This is a genomic window from Citrobacter sp. CRE-46 (assembly GCF_059615875.1).
Genome location: NZ_CM184341.1, coordinates 373153 through 389486 on the forward strand (window position 1 = coordinate 373153; position 16334 = coordinate 389486).

The 16334-nt window shown below is 52.7% G+C and carries 17 protein-coding genes; 13 read left to right on the forward strand and 4 right to left on the reverse strand.

Annotated features, from left to right (window positions below; translation table 11 throughout):
• The first annotated feature begins 72 nt into the window (after positions 1-72).
• On the forward strand, positions 73-633 hold the full coding sequence (gene nudE / locus AC534G_RS01735; RefSeq protein WP_038634868.1) for an ADP compounds hydrolase NudE: 561 nt from the start codon (positions 73-75) through the stop codon (positions 631-633).
• Positions 634-688: 55 nt separating this feature from the next.
• Here the strand turns inward: nudE and mrcA are convergent, their stop codons facing one another.
• Positions 689-3241 (reverse strand): peptidoglycan glycosyltransferase/peptidoglycan DD-transpeptidase MrcA, encoded by a 2553-nt coding sequence (gene mrcA, locus AC534G_RS01740; RefSeq protein ID WP_199981055.1) that lies wholly within the window; start codon positions 3239-3241, stop codon positions 689-691.
• 120 nt (positions 3242-3361) lie between these two features.
• On the opposite strand from mrcA, the gene AC534G_RS01745 reads away from it, so the two are divergent.
• From AC534G_RS01745 to trpS, 12 genes are all read left to right on the forward strand, one after another.
• A complete protein-coding gene (locus AC534G_RS01745) occupies positions 3362-4141 on the forward strand; it encodes a type IV pilus biogenesis protein PilM (RefSeq protein WP_110496643.1) in 780 nt (259 codons plus the stop codon).
• Entirely contained in the window at positions 4141-4680 is a 540-nt protein-coding gene (locus tag AC534G_RS01750; protein WP_038634859.1) for a PilN domain-containing protein, read from the forward strand. Before AC534G_RS01745 ends, AC534G_RS01750 begins: the two co-directional genes overlap by 1 nt.
• Positions 4664-5119 (forward strand): HofO family protein, encoded by a 456-nt coding sequence (locus AC534G_RS01755; protein ID WP_110496645.1) that lies wholly within the window; start codon positions 4664-4666, stop codon positions 5117-5119. Before AC534G_RS01750 ends, AC534G_RS01755 begins: the two co-directional genes overlap by 17 nt.
• Positions 5109-5522 (forward strand): HofP DNA utilization family protein, encoded by a 414-nt coding sequence (locus AC534G_RS01760; RefSeq protein WP_038634853.1) that lies wholly within the window; start codon positions 5109-5111, stop codon positions 5520-5522. The genes AC534G_RS01755 and AC534G_RS01760 overlap by 11 nt, the downstream gene beginning before the upstream one ends.
• Complete coding sequence (gene hofQ, locus AC534G_RS01765) at positions 5437-6672, forward strand: DNA uptake porin HofQ (protein WP_174330367.1); 1236 nt, start codon at positions 5437-5439, stop codon at positions 6670-6672. Before AC534G_RS01760 ends, hofQ begins: the two co-directional genes overlap by 86 nt.
• Positions 6673-7077: 405 nt before the next feature.
• Positions 7078-7599 carry a shikimate kinase AroK gene (gene aroK, locus AC534G_RS01770; protein ID WP_003023552.1) on the forward strand — a complete coding sequence of 174 codons (522 nt, stop codon included), beginning with the start codon at positions 7078-7080 and terminating at the stop codon, positions 7597-7599.
• 57 nt (positions 7600-7656) lie between these two features.
• Positions 7657-8745, forward strand: a complete 1089-nt coding sequence (gene aroB / locus AC534G_RS01775) for a 3-dehydroquinate synthase (RefSeq protein WP_110496649.1) — start codon at positions 7657-7659, stop codon at positions 8743-8745.
• 96 nt (positions 8746-8841) lie between these two features.
• Entirely contained in the window at positions 8842-10137 is a 1296-nt protein-coding gene (gene damX / locus AC534G_RS01780; protein WP_038634845.1) for a cell division protein DamX, read from the forward strand.
• Between the two features lie 117 nt (positions 10138-10254).
• A complete protein-coding gene (dam, locus tag AC534G_RS01785) occupies positions 10255-11091 on the forward strand; it encodes an adenine-specific DNA-methyltransferase (RefSeq protein ID WP_085048999.1) in 837 nt (278 codons plus the stop codon).
• 17 nt (positions 11092-11108) lie between these two features.
• Entirely contained in the window at positions 11109-11786 is a 678-nt protein-coding gene (gene rpe / locus AC534G_RS01790) for a ribulose-phosphate 3-epimerase (protein ID WP_110496651.1), read from the forward strand.
• Positions 11779-12537, forward strand: a complete 759-nt coding sequence (gph, locus tag AC534G_RS01795) for a phosphoglycolate phosphatase (protein ID WP_038634839.1) — start codon at positions 11779-11781, stop codon at positions 12535-12537. Before rpe ends, gph begins: the two co-directional genes overlap by 8 nt.
• Positions 12530-13534 (forward strand): tryptophan--tRNA ligase, encoded by a 1005-nt coding sequence (gene trpS, locus AC534G_RS01800; RefSeq protein ID WP_038634836.1) that lies wholly within the window; start codon positions 12530-12532, stop codon positions 13532-13534. Before gph ends, trpS begins: the two co-directional genes overlap by 8 nt.
• A 65-nt stretch (positions 13535-13599) precedes the next feature.
• Here trpS and AC534G_RS01805 read toward each other — a convergent pair whose 3' ends face one another.
• From AC534G_RS01805 to nirC, 3 genes are all read right to left on the reverse strand, one after another.
• Positions 13600-13770, reverse strand: a complete 171-nt coding sequence (locus AC534G_RS01805) for a YhfL family protein (protein ID WP_110496652.1) — start codon at positions 13768-13770, stop codon at positions 13600-13602.
• 272 nt (positions 13771-14042) lie between these two features.
• Positions 14043-15416, reverse strand: coding sequence for a siroheme synthase CysG (gene cysG / locus AC534G_RS01810; RefSeq protein ID WP_038634829.1), 1374 nt, complete (start codon positions 15414-15416; stop codon positions 14043-14045).
• Positions 15417-15427: 11 nt separating this feature from the next.
• Positions 15428-16237, reverse strand: a complete 810-nt coding sequence (gene nirC / locus AC534G_RS01815; protein WP_110496654.1) for a nitrite transporter NirC — start codon at positions 16235-16237, stop codon at positions 15428-15430.
• Between the last annotated feature and the right edge of the window lie 97 nt (positions 16238-16334).

A 16334-nucleotide genomic window follows, 5' to 3' on the forward strand; every position in this document is an offset into this window, starting at 1 on the left:
GGCAATTCACGTTGCCGAAACCGTGCGGTATATCGCACAATGACCCCAGATTTCACAGCAAAGACCCTCACAATGAGCAAATCATTACAAAAACCCACGATTTTGAAAGTGGAAACCGTCGCCCAATCCCGGCTGTTTAAGGTCGAAAGCGTGGACCTTGAGTTCAGCAACGGCGTACGCCGCGTTTATGAACGTATGCGGCCCTCCACGCGTGAAGCGGTAATGATTGTGCCGATTGTGGATGACCACCTGATCCTTATCCGCGAATACGCGGTCGGGACCGAGTCCTACGAACTGGGTTTTTCCAAAGGATTAATCGATCCCGGTGAAAGCGTATTTGAGGCGGCGAATCGGGAACTGAAAGAAGAGGTGGGATTTGGCGCGAAAGATCTGACGTTTTTGAAGAAACTCAGCATGGCGCCGTCTTATTTCTCCAGCAAAATGAACATTGTGGTGGCAGAGGATCTTTATCCCGAATCGCTGGAAGGGGATGAACCTGAGCCATTACCGCAGGTACGCTGGCCGCTCGCGCATATGATGGATTTGCTGGAAGACCCTGATTTCCACGAAGCGCGTAATGTGAGCGCGTTGTTCCTCGTACGTGAATGGCTGAAAGGGCAGGGACGGCTTTAATATCTATCCCACTAATACACAAACACTAAAAAAGGCGCCGAAGCGCCTTTTTTGATCAGAACAGTTCGTGTGTCTCACCATTATCGATAATGGTTGTCCCCACCTCGTGTACCGCCTGTTGCGTTGGCTGAGTACCTTCAATGAAATACTCTTCGCGGCTGTTACCGCCGCTCGCCAGTTGACCGGTACTGCGATCGATATTGACCGTCACGATACCCGGCGGCGGCGTCAGCGGCTGCTCGGGCACACCATCCAGCACGGATTTCATGTAAGCATCCCACGCAGGCTGCGCGCTCTTCGCGCCGCCTTCATAGCCGGAGATTTGATCTTTGATCGCCCCGGAAGCTGTCGTGTGACCCAGATTGCGGCGATGATCGTCAAAGCCGATCCATACTGATGTCACTACGCCTGGTCCGTAACCGGAGAACCACGCATCTTTAGAACTGTTGGTAGTCCCGGTTTTTCCGCCGATATCGTGACGTTTCAGGTCGCGGCCCGCACGCCAGCCGGTTCCCATCCAGCCTGGTTCCCCAAAGATATTGGTGTTCAGCGCGCTTTTAATCAGGAACGCCAGCGGCGTGTTGATCACGTGCGGAGCGTACTCCTGCGTTCCACTCTGCGCGACCAACGCCTGGTTGGCCTGCTCAAGCTGTGGCATAGGCACGGCGGCATTCTGCTGCTCCTGCGAGACGGCGACATCTTCTACATTACTGTTTTCCAGCACGTTAGATTTCTGAGTATCGCCATAAATCACCGGGATATCACAATCCGGGCAGGCAATTTTTGGCTTCGCTTCGAAGATAACGCCGCCCATATCGCTTTCGATCTTACTGATGAAATACGGATCGACCAGGAAGCCGCCGTTCGCCATCACCGCGTAACCGCGCGCCACCTGCAATGGTGTGAACGAGGCGGAACCCAGCGCCAGCGATTCGGTGTGCACAATGTTCTGTGCCGGGAAGCCGAAACGTTGCAGATACTCTGCTGCGTAATCCACGCCCATAGCACGCATGGCGCGTACCATCACCACGTTTTTCGACTGGCCCAGCCCCTGACGTAAACGGATAGGACCAGCATACTGCGGCGGTGAGTTCTTCGGCTGCCAGTCGGAACCGGCACCGGCATCCCAGCGGGAGATCGGCACATCGTTGAGCATGCTCGCCAGCGTCAGACCTTTATCCATTGCGGCGGTATAGAGGAATGGTTTGATGTTGGAACCTACCTGGCGTAGCGCCTGGGTCGCACGGTTAAACTTGCTCTGGTTGAAGTCAAAACCCCCTACCAGCGCCAACACCGCGCCGTTTTGCGGATTAATAGAAACCAGTGCGGAGTTAACATCCGGCACTTGCGCCAGCCACCAGGCATCGCCAACCTGGCGTACCCAGATTTGCTGCCCGGTCTGTACCACATCTGTCACTTTACGCGGCGTCGGACCTTGCTGAGTATCCGAGCGGTAAGGACGCGCCCAGCGCATGCCATCCATCCGTAATGAAACTGATGTGCCATCTGCCAGCGCGGCAATGGCTTCCTGCGGATTGGCGCTGGTGACAACCGCCGGCAGCAGTGGTCCATATGTTGGCAGCGCTTTCAGCGTATCGGTGATTTTCTTGCTGTCCCAACTGCTTTCGCCCACTTTCCACAGCACGTTTGACGGGCCGCGGTAGCCGTGACGCATGTCGTAATCCATCACGTTGTTACGTACTGCCTGCTGGGCCGCCTGCTGCACTTTGCGCGTAATGGTGGTGGTGATGCGATACCCGTCTTCATAGGCTTTCTCGCCATAGCGGTTATACATCTCCTGGCGCACCATCTCAGACAGATACGGCGCAGAGAAGGCGATTTCCGGCGCGTGATAGTTGGCGTCAATGGCCTCGCCGCGCGCCTGATCGTACTGGGCCTGCGTAATGTAATTTTCACTCAGCATACGCGACAGCACGACGTTACGTCGTGCGGTGGCCCGGTCCATCGAATAGAGGGGGTTGAAGGTTGACGGCGCTTTTGGCAGACCGGCAATCACCGCAATCTCACTTAAGCTGAGCTGATCGACCGTCTTGCCGAAATAGACCTGCGCGGCCGCCCCCACGCCATAGGCGCGATATCCCAGGTAGATCTTGTTCAGATACAGCTCGAGGATTTCATCTTTACTCAGCAGTTGTTCAATGCGGATCGCCAGAAAAACTTCTTTGATCTTACGCATCAGCGTACGTTCCGGACTCAGGAAGAAGTTTCTCGCCAACTGTTGGGTAATGGTACTCGCCCCTTGTGAGGCGTGACCGGAGAACAATGCGACGCTGGCTGCACGGAAGATCCCCACCGGGTCGACCCCGTGGTGCTCATAAAAGCGGCTGTCTTCTGTGGCGATAAAAGCTTTGACCATCACTGGCGGCATCTGATCCAGCGTGACCGGGATTCGACGTTTCTCGCCATATTGCGCGATCAGCTCGCCGTCAGCGCTGTAAACCTGCATCGGGATCTGTAAACGCACATCTTTGAGCGTCGCGACGTCAGGTAATTGCGGCTCAATATAGCGATAGAGGCCATAAATCGAGCCTGCTCCCAGCAGGATGCAACATACTGCAAGGATTAATAAATACTTTACGAACTTCACTGGAGATTTCCCATTTAGTGGCATTTGGGCAGTTTATAAACAAACGCGCGGTAGTATAAAGGCAAGCCAGACGCATTGATATACCCGTTAAAGCAACGGGTGATACGGAGATCATCAGCAATGGCTTTTAATATCTGGAAAATTGGTCTGCATATTCAGCAACATGAAGCGCTGGCTGTCGCTGTCGTTCGCGACGCGACCGGTTGGTTTCTACAGCGCTGGTGGCGTATGTCGTTGGCACCTCAGGTTATCGTTGATGGTCACATTCGTGAGCCAGAACAGCTTGTCGCAACGCTATTGCCGTGGAGCCGTGAGCTTCCTCGCCGACATCATATTTATCTCTCCTTTCCCGCCAACAGGACGTTACAAAAAAAGTTTCCTCGTCCGGCAATGACCTTGCGAGAGCCAGAGCAAACCGCATGGTTGTCCGGTTTGATGGCACGTGAACTGGATATGTCGCAGGATGCGCTGCATTTTGATTATAGCGAAGACACGTTGAGCCCGGCGTTTAACGTCACTGCCGCGCAAAGCAAAGAGATTTCAACGCTGCTGACGTTAATACAAGCGCTGAAAGTACAGGTTAAAGCGATTACGCCGGACGCCAGCGCCTTGCAACGATTTATTCCTTATTTACCCGAACATCAACAGTGTCTGGTATGGCGTGATGAGACCCAGTGGCTATGGGCGACCCGCTCGTCATGGGGGCGAAAATTGACGGGCGATATTGGCCGTCTCGACGAACTCGCCGCAACGTTATCTCTTTCCCCGACAGCTATTGCGCTATGCGACCCCAGCGGATTCGATCCTTTAAACGTCGTGTCCGTTCGCCAGCCGCCAATTCCACCACACAGCCACCGCTTTACCATTGCATTAGGACTGGCCATGGGAGGATCGTATTGATGATAGCGACCATCAATCTTCTGCCCTGGCGTCAGACTCGGCGGTATACCTGTTTGCGTTTCTGGGGCGTCTTCTTTAGCGCTGCTCTACTGCTGAGCATTGGCGTGACGTTAATCTATAACAGCGTTTTTAGCGTGGAAAACCGGGTCGAACTCCTGCTGGTAGAGGCTGAAAATAAGCGCATTGCGGCGCTGACGGCGCTAAAGCCTCGTTTGCAGCAGCGCCTGCAACAATGGCAACAGGTACAAGCGCGAAACAAACAGCGTGACCAGACCCAAAGCTGGCAAAAGATTCTGCAACAACTGGCGGAATTACTCCCGGAGCAGGCGTGGTTAACCAAAATGACCTGGCAGCAAGGGACGCTGGAACTGACGGGAAATACGCTGAACTTTGCCGCCCTTAAGGCGCTGGAAACGCAATTACGCCAGCAGCCGTTGTTTACGCTAAATCGTCCCGGCGAAACGCAGCAGGATGCCCAAGGGCGTTGGCAATTCCACTATCGTCTGACGCGGAGTGACACGCATGATAACGCTCTGTGATGCCTGGCTCGCGCAGTCGCTGCGCTTTCGTGTTATGTGCGCATGCGGCTGGATTTTAGGGCTGCTTATGATGGTAGCGCTATGTCTTTACCCCGCCGCCAGGCAGCGGGATATGCAACAAGAGGCGCTAAACCAGCAACGTGCTGCCATTCAGACGCAATGGCGAAACCTGTATCTGCTGGCGTCATCGTCAGGAGAGGCTGAAGAGACGTTTATTCCATTCTCTCCGTTGCTGTTTCAGACGCCCCTTGTACGTCTTGTCCACTGGCAACCCGCCATTCAGGGCGGGGAGATGACGCTGAGGCCTGCGTGGGAGGCTATCCCGCCGGTGTTTGTCCAACTGGCGGAACAAGGGATGAACGTCAGCCGTTTTTCTCTCAGTGTAGAAGGCGCTGAACTGCTGTTAACGCTACAACTGGAACATCTGAATGACGGTTGAACGCTGGCTGTTGGCATGCATCAGTGTGCTGATCCTGACCGGTATGCGTAATCCCTTCTTACCGCCGGAGGACCCTTGCCAGATAGCTGAGTGGTCCACGTGGCGTTATCAGGGAATGGTGAGCGTGGGTGAGCGACCGATCGGCATCGTGCAGGATGGGCAGCACAAATGGCGGCGAGTTGAGCGAAATGACGTCCTGAAAAACGGCTGGACGATTTCGCAGATAACGGCTGAAAGCTTAACTCTCAACACAGAGAAAAGCTGCGAGCCTGCTCAATGGCAGTGGCAACGACAGGGAGCGGTAAATGAAGCGATGGATGAGATGGATAGCCATGATGCTGCTGGTCGCGGTGTTCAGCGGGCAGGCGGGAAAACCGCAAAACGTAACGCTGGTGGTGGATGATGTGCCTGTTGTGCAGGTTTTGCAGGCCCTGGCGGAACAAGAAAAGAAAAACCTGGTGGTTTCACCGGATGTCGGCGGGGTGCTGTCACTGCATCTGACAGATGTGCCCTGGAAGCAGGCGTTGCAAACGGTCGTGAAAAGCGCCGGATTAGTGCTACGCCAGGAGGGCAACATTCTGCATGTGCATTCTATGCAATGGCAGAGTGAAAATGCGGCCCGCCAGGAAAATGAGCAGGCACGAATGCAGGCCAGTCTGCCTCTGGAACATCGCAGCATCATTTTGCAATACGCTGACGCCGCCGAGCTGGCAAAAGCCGGAGAGAAGTTGCTGAGCGCTAAAGGCAGCATGACGGTTGATAAACGAACCAACCGCTTACTGCTGCGTGATAATAGCGTTGTGCTTAACGCGCTGGAAAAGTGGGTGGCGCAAATGGATTTACCCGTTGAACAGGTCGAACTGGCGGCGCATATCGTCACGATTAATGAAAAAAGTTTGCGCGAGCTGGGGGTTAAATGGTCGCTGGCCGACGCGCAACAACCGGGGGTGGTGGGGAATGTCACTACGCTTGCCAGCGATCTTTCGGTGCCCGCAGCAACATCCCGTGTGGGATTTAATATTGGTCGCATTAACGGTCGGTTACTGGAACTGGAGCTGTCGGCACTGGAGCAAAAACAGCAGCTTGATATCATCGCCAGTCCGCGATTACTGGCTTCTCATCTGCAACCTGCCAGTATTAAGCAGGGCAGCGAGATCCCGTATCAGGTCTCCAGCGGAGAAAGCGGGGCGACATCCGTCGAGTTTAAAGAAGCGGTACTGGGGATGGAGGTTACGCCCACTGTTTTGCAGAAAGGGCGAATCAGGCTGAAACTGCATATCAGCCAGAATGTCCCCGGGCAGGTGCTACAACAAGCTGATGGTGAAGTTCTGGCTATCGATAAGCAGGAAATTGAAACGCAGGTTGAGGTAAAAAGCGGAGAGACGATTGCGTTGGGCGGCATTTTTTCACATAAAAATAAATCTGCGGCTGACAGCGTGCCGTTGTTAGGCGACATCCCCTGGCTTGGCTCTCTTTTTCGTCACGATGGAAAAGAAGATGAGCGTCGTGAGTTAGTGGTCTTTATTACGCCCAGACTGGTGTCAACGGAATAACTTATGCATGAAAAACCGTTGTTTTTGCACTGAACACGTTTCAGGGATTTGACGTGGGGGTGTATTTAGCATACAAGGAGTACCGATTTGAGCGTCGGTACTTTTCTTTACTTATGCGGCAATGAATACGCTTTGCCTTTCTGGTGGTGTGTCATAGGCTTATTTTGCCGTCATTGGACTACGCGATATGTCGCCATGTCTGATGTTTGCAGGGCTGCATGCCTGCCACGACCAGAAATGCGTAGGGTTTGGTGATTTATTCAGTTGCCAAACCCGCTTGAGTATTGAGATAATTTTCAGTCTGACTCTCGCAATATCTTATGAGGTTTCAGTTCATGTCCTGCTGCGCTGGGTGTCTGCGAAGCGGGTTTACCATTAACGAATAGTCTTAGTAGTACCGAAAAAATGGCAGAGAAACGCAATATCTTTCTGGTTGGGCCTATGGGTGCCGGAAAAAGCACTATTGGGCGGCAGTTAGCTCAACAACTCAATATGGAATTTTACGATTCTGATCAAGAGATTGAGAAACGAACCGGAGCTGATGTGGGCTGGGTCTTCGATGTAGAAGGTGAAGACGGCTTCCGTGATCGCGAAGAAAAAGTCATCAACGAGTTGACGGAAAAACAGGGTATTGTGCTGGCAACTGGCGGTGGCTCTGTAAAATCACGTGAAACACGTAACCGTCTCTCCGCGCGTGGCGTCGTGGTCTATCTTGAAACGACAATTGAGAAACAACTTGCGCGTACTCAACGTGACAAGAAACGCCCGCTGCTGCAGGTAGAATCACCGCCTCGTGAAGTTCTGGAAGCGTTGGCTGACGAACGCAATCCTCTGTACGAAGAGATTGCCGACGTGACCATTCGCACCGACGATCAGAGCGCAAAAGTCGTAGCAAACCAGATTATTCATATGTTGGAAAGCAACTAATTCTGGCCGAATACACACTCGTCTGCGGGTACAAGTAACTAAGGTGGATGTCGCGTAATGGAGAGGATCACAGTCACTCTCGGGGAACGTAGTTACCCTATCACTATCGCGGCTGGTTTGTTCAATGAGCCAGCTTCATTCTTACCGCTGAAATCGGGCGATCAGGTTATGTTGGTGACCAACGAAACCCTGGCTCCCCTGTATCTCGATAAGGTTCGCGGCGTACTTGAACAGGCGGGTGTTAACGTTGATAGCGTTATCCTTCCCGATGGCGAACAGTATAAAAGCCTGACGGTTCTGGATACGGTTTTCACCGCGTTACTGCAAAAACCGCACGGTCGCGATACCACGTTAGTCGCACTTGGCGGCGGCGTGATTGGCGATCTGACCGGTTTCGCGGCAGCCAGCTACCAGCGCGGTGTTCGTTTCATTCAAGTCCCGACAACTCTGTTGTCGCAGGTCGACTCCTCCGTCGGCGGCAAAACCGCCGTAAACCATCCCCTCGGTAAAAACATGATTGGCGCGTTTTACCAACCAGCCTCCGTGGTGGTGGATCTCGATTGTCTGAAAACGCTTCCTGCGCGTGAGCTGGCATCGGGGCTGGCGGAAGTCATCAAATACGGCATCATTCTTGACGGTGAGTTTTTCAACTGGCTGGAAGACAATCTGGACGCGTTATTGCGTCTGGACGGTCCGGCAATGGCGTACTGTATTCGCCGTTGTTGTGAGCTGAAAGCAGAAGTTGTCGCAGCAGACGAGCGCGAAATGGGCTTACGTGCTTTACTGAATCTGGGACACACGTTCGGCCATGCGATCGAAGCTGAAATGGGTTATGGCAATTGGTTACATGGTGAAGCTGTCGCAGCAGGTATGGTAATGGCTGCTCGTACGTCAGAACGTCTGGGTCAGTTTAGCTCTGCGGATACGCAGCGCATCATTACGCTGCTACAGCGAGCAGGCTTACCGGTTAATGGGCCACGTGAAATGTCCACCGAGGCCTATTTACCGCATATGCTGCGAGATAAAAAAGTGTTAGCGGGAGAAATTCGTTTAGTGCTTCCGCAGGCAATAGGGAAGAGTGAAGTGCGCGGCGGAGTGTCGCACGAGGTGGTTCTTAACGCTATTGCTGATTGCCAGCAGGCGTAACAACAAGAAAGGTCCGACGTACGTTGCAAAACGTAGGTCTTTTAGCTTCAGGTTACGTGCAAAGTTGTAAGCATTAACCTTTGAGTGGGGTGTTAAATGGATGAATTCAAACCAGAAGACGAGCTGAAACCCGATCCCAGCGATCGTCGTACTGGTCGTTCTCGTCAATCGTCTGAACGCGATAATGAGCCGCAAATCAATTTTGATGATGTTGATCTGGATGCTGACGATCGCCGTCCTGCGCGCGCACGTAAAGAGCGTGAAGAAGAGCGGGACATCGAAGAAGACTATGAATCTGATGACGATGCGGTGGATGAAGAGCGTGTAGAACGTCGTCCGCGCAAGCGTAAGAAAGCGGTCAGTAAACCTGCCTCTCGTCAGTATATGATGATGGGTGTGGGCGTGCTGGTGCTGCTGCTGTTGATCATCGGTATTGGTTCTGCGCTGAAAGCCCCCTCATCTTCTTCCAGTGAACAGACGGCGTCTGGCGAGAAGAGCATCGATCTTTCTGGCAGCAATGCGACGGATCAGGCGAACACGAATACGCCTGCAACGGGCGCTGAGCAGACTGCGGGCAATACCCAGCAGGATGTTTCCCTGCCGCCGATTTCCTCTACCCCAACTCAAGGCCAGACGCCTGCGGCAACTGAAGGTCAGCAGCGTGTTGAAGTGCAGGGCGATCTGAACAATGCGCTGACGCAACCGCAAGGTCAGGAGCAGGTTAACAACGTCGTGGTGAACTCTACGCTGCCGACTGAACCTGCGACCGTCGCACCAGTTCGTAATGGTACTGCTGCGCGCCAGACTGCCAAAACGGAAACGGTTGAACGTCCTGCTGCTACGCACCAGGAACGTAAACAGGCCGTCATTGAGCCGAAGAGCAAACCGCAGACCACGGTGAAAGCGACGACAACAGAGCCGAAACCTGTTGCTCAGGCAAAACCAGCCGCGACTGCGCCGACGACTACAACCAAAGCGCCTGTGGTAACCGCTGCGCCAAAAGCGACAGCAGAACCGAAAGCAACCGCGACGACGACGCCTGCACAAACTGCAACACCTGCGCCAACCGCGACGGCAACGCCTGTGGCTGGCGGAGCGAAAAGTACAGGAAATGTTGGCGCGTTAAAATCTGCGCCGTCCGGCCATTACACGCTGCAGCTCAGCAGTTCTTCTAACTACGACAACCTGAACGGTTGGGCGAAGAAAGAAAACCTGAAGAACTACGTGGTGTATCAGACGACGCGTAACGGTCAACCGTGGTATGTTCTGGTGACGGGCGTGTATGCATCTAAAGAAGATGCGAAACGTGCAGTGTCTACGTTACCCGCCGATATTCAGGCGAAAAATCCGTGGGCAAAACCGCTGCACCAGGTTCAGGCCGATTTGAAGTAAGATAGGATATGTTCTGCAATGGTTTGCTGTTTCGCCCAATTGCGGGACAAAGACTAAAGCGCAGGATGCTGTCGGAGCTTTCTCCACAGCCGGAGAAGGTGTAATTAGTTAGTCAGCATGAAAAAAAATCGCGCTTTTTTGAAATGGGCAGGGGGAAAATACCCCCTGCTTGATGATATCAAACGGCATTTACCCCAGGGTGAGTGTCTGATTGAACCCTTCGTAGGGGCCGGGTCGGTGTTTCTCAACACCGACTTTTCTCGTTATATTCTTGCCGATATCAACAGCGACCTCATCAGTCTCTATAACATCGTGAAGACCCGTACCGATGAGTACGTGCAGGCTTCGCGCGAGCTGTTTATGCCTGAAACTAATCAGGCTGAGGTGTACTACCAGTTCCGGGAAGAATTTAATACCTGCCAGGACCCGTTCCGCCGCGCAGTGCTATTCCTGTATCTGAACCGCTTTGGTTACAACGGGTTGTGCCGTTATAACCTGCGCGGTGAGTTTAACGTACCGTTTGGTCGTTATAAAAAACCTTATTTTCCGGAAGCCGAGTTATACCATTTTGCTGAAAAAGCGCAGAATGCGGAGTTCCATTGCCTTTCCTATGAAGAGTGCATGGACCGTGCGGATACCAACTCCGTAGTCTATTGTGACCCGCCTTATGCACCGCTTTCGGCGACGGCAAATTTCACCGCGTATCATACCAACAGCTTTAGCCCGAAAGAGCAGGCGCATTTGGCCGAGATGGCAGAAAAGCTGGTCAGTAAGCAGATTCCGGTGTTAATTTCGAACCATGACACGCCCGATACCCGTGAGTGGTACCGGGCAGCGAAACATTTTCAGGTCAAAGTGCGGCGCAGCATCAGCAGCAATGGCGGCACGCGTAAAAAGGTGAACGAACTGCTGGCGCTGTATAAACCAGGAGTCGCAACGCCTGCGAAAAAATAATTCTCAAGGAGAAGCGGATGAAACAGTATTTGATCGCCCCCTCAATTCTGTCGGCTGATTTTGCCCGCCTGGGCGAAGACACCGCGAGAGCGCTGACTGCCGGTGCCGATGTAGTACACTTCGACGTCATGGACAATCACTACGTACCGAACCTGACCATCGGACCGATGGTTCTGAAATCGCTGCGTAAATATGGCATCACCGCCCCGATTGATGTTCACCTGATGGTGAAACCGGTCGATCGTATTGTCCCTGACTTCGCCGCCGCTGGCGCCAGCATCATTACTTTCCATCCAGAAGCCTCCGAGCACGTTGATCGTACCTTGCAGCTGATCAAAGAACATGGTTGTAAAGCGGGCCTGGTGTTTAACCCGGCAACGCCTTTAAGCTACCTGGACTATGTCATGGATAAGCTGGATGTGATCCTGCTGATGTCCGTTAACCCAGGCTTTGGCGGACAGTCTTTCATCCCGCAAACGCTGGATAAGCTGCGTGAAGTGCGTCGTCGTATTGATGAATCTGGCTATGACATCCGCCTGGAAGTTGATGGTGGCGTCAAGGTGAACAACATCGGTGAAATCGCGGCGGCGGGTGCAGATATGTTTGTTGCAGGCTCCGCTATTTTCGACCAACCAGACTACAAAAAAGTCATTGGTGAAATGCGCAATGAACTGGCGAAGGTAAGTCATGGATAAGTTTCAGGATATTCGGGGCGCCGCTTTTGACCTCGACGGCACGCTGGTCGACAGCGCGCCGGGATTAGCCGCAGCGGTGGATATGGCGCTGTATGCGCTGGAACTGCCGGTTGCTGGTGAAGAACGTGTAATCACCTGGATTGGTAATGGTGCAGATGTACTGATGGAGCGCGCGCTGGCATGGTCTCGTCAGGAGCGCGCGACATTACGTAAAACGATGGGTAAACCCCCCATTGATGATGATATTCCTGCCGAGGAACAGGTACGTATTTTGCGTAAGCTGTTCGACAGGTACTACGGCGATGTCGCAGAAGAGGGGACATTCCTGTTCCCTGATGTTGCCGACACGCTGGGCGCGTTGCATGCTAAAGGTTTGCCGCTGGGTCTGGTGACCAACAAACCAACCCCGTTTGTCGCGCCATTGCTCGAGGCGTTAGATATCGCCAAATACTTCAGCGTGGTCATCGGTGGTGACGACGTGCAGAATAAAAAACCACACCCGGATCCGCTGCTGCTGGTGGCAAGTAAGCTTGGCATCAAGCCTGAGCAAATGCTCTTCGTAGGGGATTCTCGTAATGATATTCAGGCGGCTAAGGCTGCTGGTTGTCCGTCCGTTGGTCTGACGTATGGCTACAACTACGGTGAGTCTATCGCATTGAGCGAGCCCGATGTCATGTACAACCGCATTAATGAACTATTGCCCGCTCTCGGGCTTCCGCATAGCGAAAATCAGGAATCGAAAAATGACTAAGCCCATCGTTTTTAGTGGCGCACAGCCCTCAGGTGAATTGACCATTGGCAACTATATGGGTGCGCTGCGTCAGTGGGTGAACATGCAGGATGACTACCATTGCATCTACTGCATCGTTGACCAACATGCCATTACCGTTCGTCAGGATGCTCAGCAACTGCGTAAAGCAACGCTGGATACGCTGGCGCTGTATCTGGCATGCGGGATCGATCCTGAAAAAAGCACCATTTTCGTTCAGTCGCACGTACCGGAACACGCACAGTTAGGCTGGGCGCTGAACTGCTACACCTATTTCGGCGAGCTGAGCCGTATGACCCAGTTCAAAGATAAATCTGCGCGTTACGCAGAGAACATCAACGCCGGTCTGTTTGATTATCCGGTACTGATGGCGGCAGACATTCTGCTGTATCAGACCAATCAGGTACCGGTTGGCGAAGATCAGAAACAGCATCTTGAACTGAGCCGCGATATCGCTCAGCGCTTCAATGCGCTGTATGGCGACATCTTCAAAGTACCGGAACCGTTCATCCCTAAATCCGGCGCGCGCGTGATGTCGCTGCTGGAGCCGACGAAAAAAATGTCCAAGTCGGATGACAACCGCAACAACGTGATCGGTCTGCTGGAAGATCCAAAATCTGTGGTCAAAAAAATCAAACGAGCGATGACTGACTCGGAAGAGCCGCCTGTTGTTCGTTACGATGTGAAAGAAAAAGCGGGCGTTTCGAACCTGCTGGATATCCTTTCTGCCGTCACCGGCCAGAGTATTCCCGAGCTGGAACAGCACTTCGAAGGCAAAATGTATGGTCATCTGAAAGGTGAAGTCGCGGAGGCCGTTTCCGGCATGCTGACCGAGCTTCAGGAACGTTATCACCGTTTCCGTAACGATGAAGCTTTCCTGCAGAAAGTAATGAAAGACGGTGCGGAAAAAGCCAGCGCACGCGCGTCTGTTACGCTGAAAGCCGTTTACGAAGCGATTGGTTTTGTCGCCAGACCGTAATATTTTCTGCGTTGCAAAAAAACCGGGGAATCCCCGGTTTTTTTGTATCTGCGCAATAGCATCTATTACTGGTCTGCAGCCGGACCACAGCCACCAATAATTTTAGAAATTGAAATTGCTGGATGCAGGAAATAATCGTAGCTGCAGTTATTTTTTTTGTTTTCAATATGACCCGTACATGCGGTCAGTGTAGCCAGAATCCCAGCGACAATGGTGATTTTTGCAAATTTCAGCATGTTAAAATCCTTGTAAGATATCTATTTTTAAAATGGATGAAATCCATTTCTCGACGGTTAAGATATCAACTTAAATAAAATTTAAGTAGTCCGGATAAGGACATAACAAGCTTTATGTAAATTATATAATTAATGAATTGGATTACTGGGCGGTTATATTTTAATTAATAATTGGTTTGCTGAAGTGAGCATGTAGCGTATTTCGTTTATTATTTATTTCTGCAGGATGATAAATACATGCCCTGAATATCAGGGCATGTATTTACATTCAATTAATGATTCGAGAACCAGTTCAGCTTATCGCGTAGTCCAACCACGCGACCGACGATAATCAGCGCTGGGCTTTCAACCTGTTGCGCTAATTCCCCGAGCTGCGTCAGCACACCGTTGACGACGCGTTGCTTCACGGAGGTACCGTTTTCTACCAGCGCAACCGGCATATTGGCCTGCATGCCAAATTCGATCAGTTTTTCCTGAATTGTGGCCGCCTGATTCAGTCCCATATAGAACACCAGCGTCTGTTTCTCTGCCGCCAGATTTTCCCAGTCCAGCTCGCCGCCGGTTTTCAGGTGTCCGGTAACCAGACGAACACTTTGCGCGTAATCGCGATGGGTCAGTGGAATACCTGAATAAGCGGAGCAACCGGAAGCCGCAGTTATACCCGGCACAACGGAGAATGGAATACCGGCGTGGCAAAGCGTTTCCAGCTCTTCGCCACCGCGGCCAAAGATGAACGGGTCACCACCTTTTAGTCGTACCACGCGCTTGCCTTGTTGCGCTTCACGCAGCAGGATCTGGTTGATTTCTTCCTGCGGTACGCAGTGGTAACCCGCGCGTTTACCGACGAATACCCGGTCCGCATCGCGGCGCACGAGGTTCATAATATCGTCGGAAACCAGACGGTCATAAACCACTACGTCGGCTTGCTGGATCTGCTGCAGCCCTTTCAGCGTTAGTAGCCCGGCATCGCCAGGACCGGCGCCAACCAGCACTACTTCACCACGGTGATCCAGTGGTTCGCTGAGCAACTGCTCGGTGGTTTCCTCGACAGCTTTCCGATCGTTGTTTGCCAGCGACTGCGCCAGGCGGTCATTAATGAACAATTTTTCCCAGAAGCGGCGACGTTCACCCATACTGGCAAACTGGTTTTTAACCCGGGAACGCAGCTTGCCCGCATACTGTGCGACCTGGCCAAGATGCTGAGGCAGTATGGATTCGAGTCTTTCACGCAGCAGACGGGCCAGCACCGGCGAAGTGCCGCCAGACGAGACCGCCACCATCAGCGGCGAGCGGTCGATAATGGAGGGCATGATAAAACTGGCTGCTTTTGGCGCATCGACCACGTTGCAGAAAATACGGCGTGATTCTGCGGCGGTGCTGACGCTTTGGTTGACGGCATCGTCATCGGTGGCGGCGATAACCAGCCAGCAAGGATCGAGCAGGGATTCATCGAACGGCCCCTCAACAAGCGTCAGCATGCCTTCATTTGCCCATACGGTGAACTGCGGAATAAACGCCAGCGCATTAACCGTTAAACGGGCGCCCGCTTCCAGTAATAACCGCGCTTTGCGTTCTGCGACATCACCACCGCCGACGATCAAGCAGTCACGGTCACGTAGTTGACAAAATATAGGCAAATGATCCACGACATTACCCCTTAATTATTGGCAGCAGCCTCTGGCTGATTGATTTTTGCCGGAGCCGGACGCTCCGATTTTGGCGTAGCATACCAATAACCCAATCCCATGAATACGACACCGGACAAAGTATTACCGAGTGTCACCCACAGCAGGTTATGACCAATTCCGGCCAGGGTATAGGCTTCGCTGTGGTGGCCGAACCAGGAGAGGGCAAACAGCGTCATGTTGGCAACCGAGTGTTCGTAGCCGGAAGCAATAAACGCCAGCAGACACCACCAGATAGCGAGGAATTTTGCTGCGCCTTCGGTACGGATTGCCATCCAGATTGCCAGACAAACCAACCAGTTACACAGTGTGCCCTTGAAGAACAGTACCGTCGCAGGCGCGGTGGTTTTCGCCAGTGCAACCGAATGGACGATGCTGGTATCTACCGGCAACAAGCTGCCGCCACCCCAACTGTAAAGCAGAGCGACAAACACGGAACCGACCAGATTACCCAGCCAGGTTTGCGGTAAAATTGCCCACATTTGACCGTGGCTGATGGTGCCCGCTTTGACGCCGAGCGTCAGGAACATGGTGTGACCGGTAAACAGTTCAGAACCCGCGATAATGACCAGCGTTAAGGCGATACCAAAGGTTGCACCCATTACCAGAGGACGTACGGACGGGTCGAGCAGATTGCCGAGGGTGAAAATAAGAATGATGCCGAGACCGACATAGGCCCCTGCCATTGCCGAACTGACCCAGAATCCGAGCGGATTATTAGCCGACAGGCGTGCGATGCGCGCAGCATTAGCCGCACACTTATTAATAGTGTCAGTAAACATTTGATTATCCTTGAAGTACAAAAAAATAAAAAAAATCTTAACCGTAGGCCGGATAAGGCATTTATGCCGCCATCCGGCAATGTGCTTTTGCAATTGC

Bases quoted from the DNA above. Each gene is read 5' to 3' on its own strand.
- nudE (WP_038634868.1), top strand. From the start codon at position 73: ATGAGCAAATCATTACAAAAACCCACGATTTTGAAAGTGGAAACCGTC.
- AC534G_RS01745 (WP_110496643.1), top strand. From the start codon at position 3,362: ATGGCTTTTAATATCTGGAAAATTGGTCTGCATATTCAGCAACATGAA.
- AC534G_RS01750 (WP_038634859.1), top strand. From the start codon at position 4,141: ATGATAGCGACCATCAATCTTCTGCCCTGGCGTCAGACTCGGCGGTAT.
- AC534G_RS01755 (WP_110496645.1), top strand. From the start codon at position 4,664: ATGATAACGCTCTGTGATGCCTGGCTCGCGCAGTCGCTGCGCTTTCGT.
- AC534G_RS01760 (WP_038634853.1), top strand. From the start codon at position 5,109: ATGACGGTTGAACGCTGGCTGTTGGCATGCATCAGTGTGCTGATCCTG.
- hofQ (WP_174330367.1), top strand. From the start codon at position 5,437: ATGAGATGGATAGCCATGATGCTGCTGGTCGCGGTGTTCAGCGGGCAG.
- aroK (WP_003023552.1), top strand. From the start codon at position 7,078: ATGGCAGAGAAACGCAATATCTTTCTGGTTGGGCCTATGGGTGCCGGA.
- aroB (WP_110496649.1), top strand. From the start codon at position 7,657: ATGGAGAGGATCACAGTCACTCTCGGGGAACGTAGTTACCCTATCACT.
- damX (WP_038634845.1), top strand. From the start codon at position 8,842: ATGGATGAATTCAAACCAGAAGACGAGCTGAAACCCGATCCCAGCGAT.
- dam (WP_085048999.1), top strand. From the start codon at position 10,255: ATGAAAAAAAATCGCGCTTTTTTGAAATGGGCAGGGGGAAAATACCCC.
- rpe (WP_110496651.1), top strand. From the start codon at position 11,109: ATGAAACAGTATTTGATCGCCCCCTCAATTCTGTCGGCTGATTTTGCC.
- gph (WP_038634839.1), top strand. From the start codon at position 11,779: ATGGATAAGTTTCAGGATATTCGGGGCGCCGCTTTTGACCTCGACGGC.
- trpS (WP_038634836.1), top strand. From the start codon at position 12,530: ATGACTAAGCCCATCGTTTTTAGTGGCGCACAGCCCTCAGGTGAATTG.
- AC534G_RS01805 (WP_110496652.1), bottom strand. From the start codon at position 13,770: ATGCTGAAATTTGCAAAAATCACCATTGTCGCTGGGATTCTGGCTACA.
- nirC (WP_110496654.1), bottom strand. From the start codon at position 16,237: ATGTTTACTGACACTATTAATAAGTGTGCGGCTAATGCTGCGCGCATC.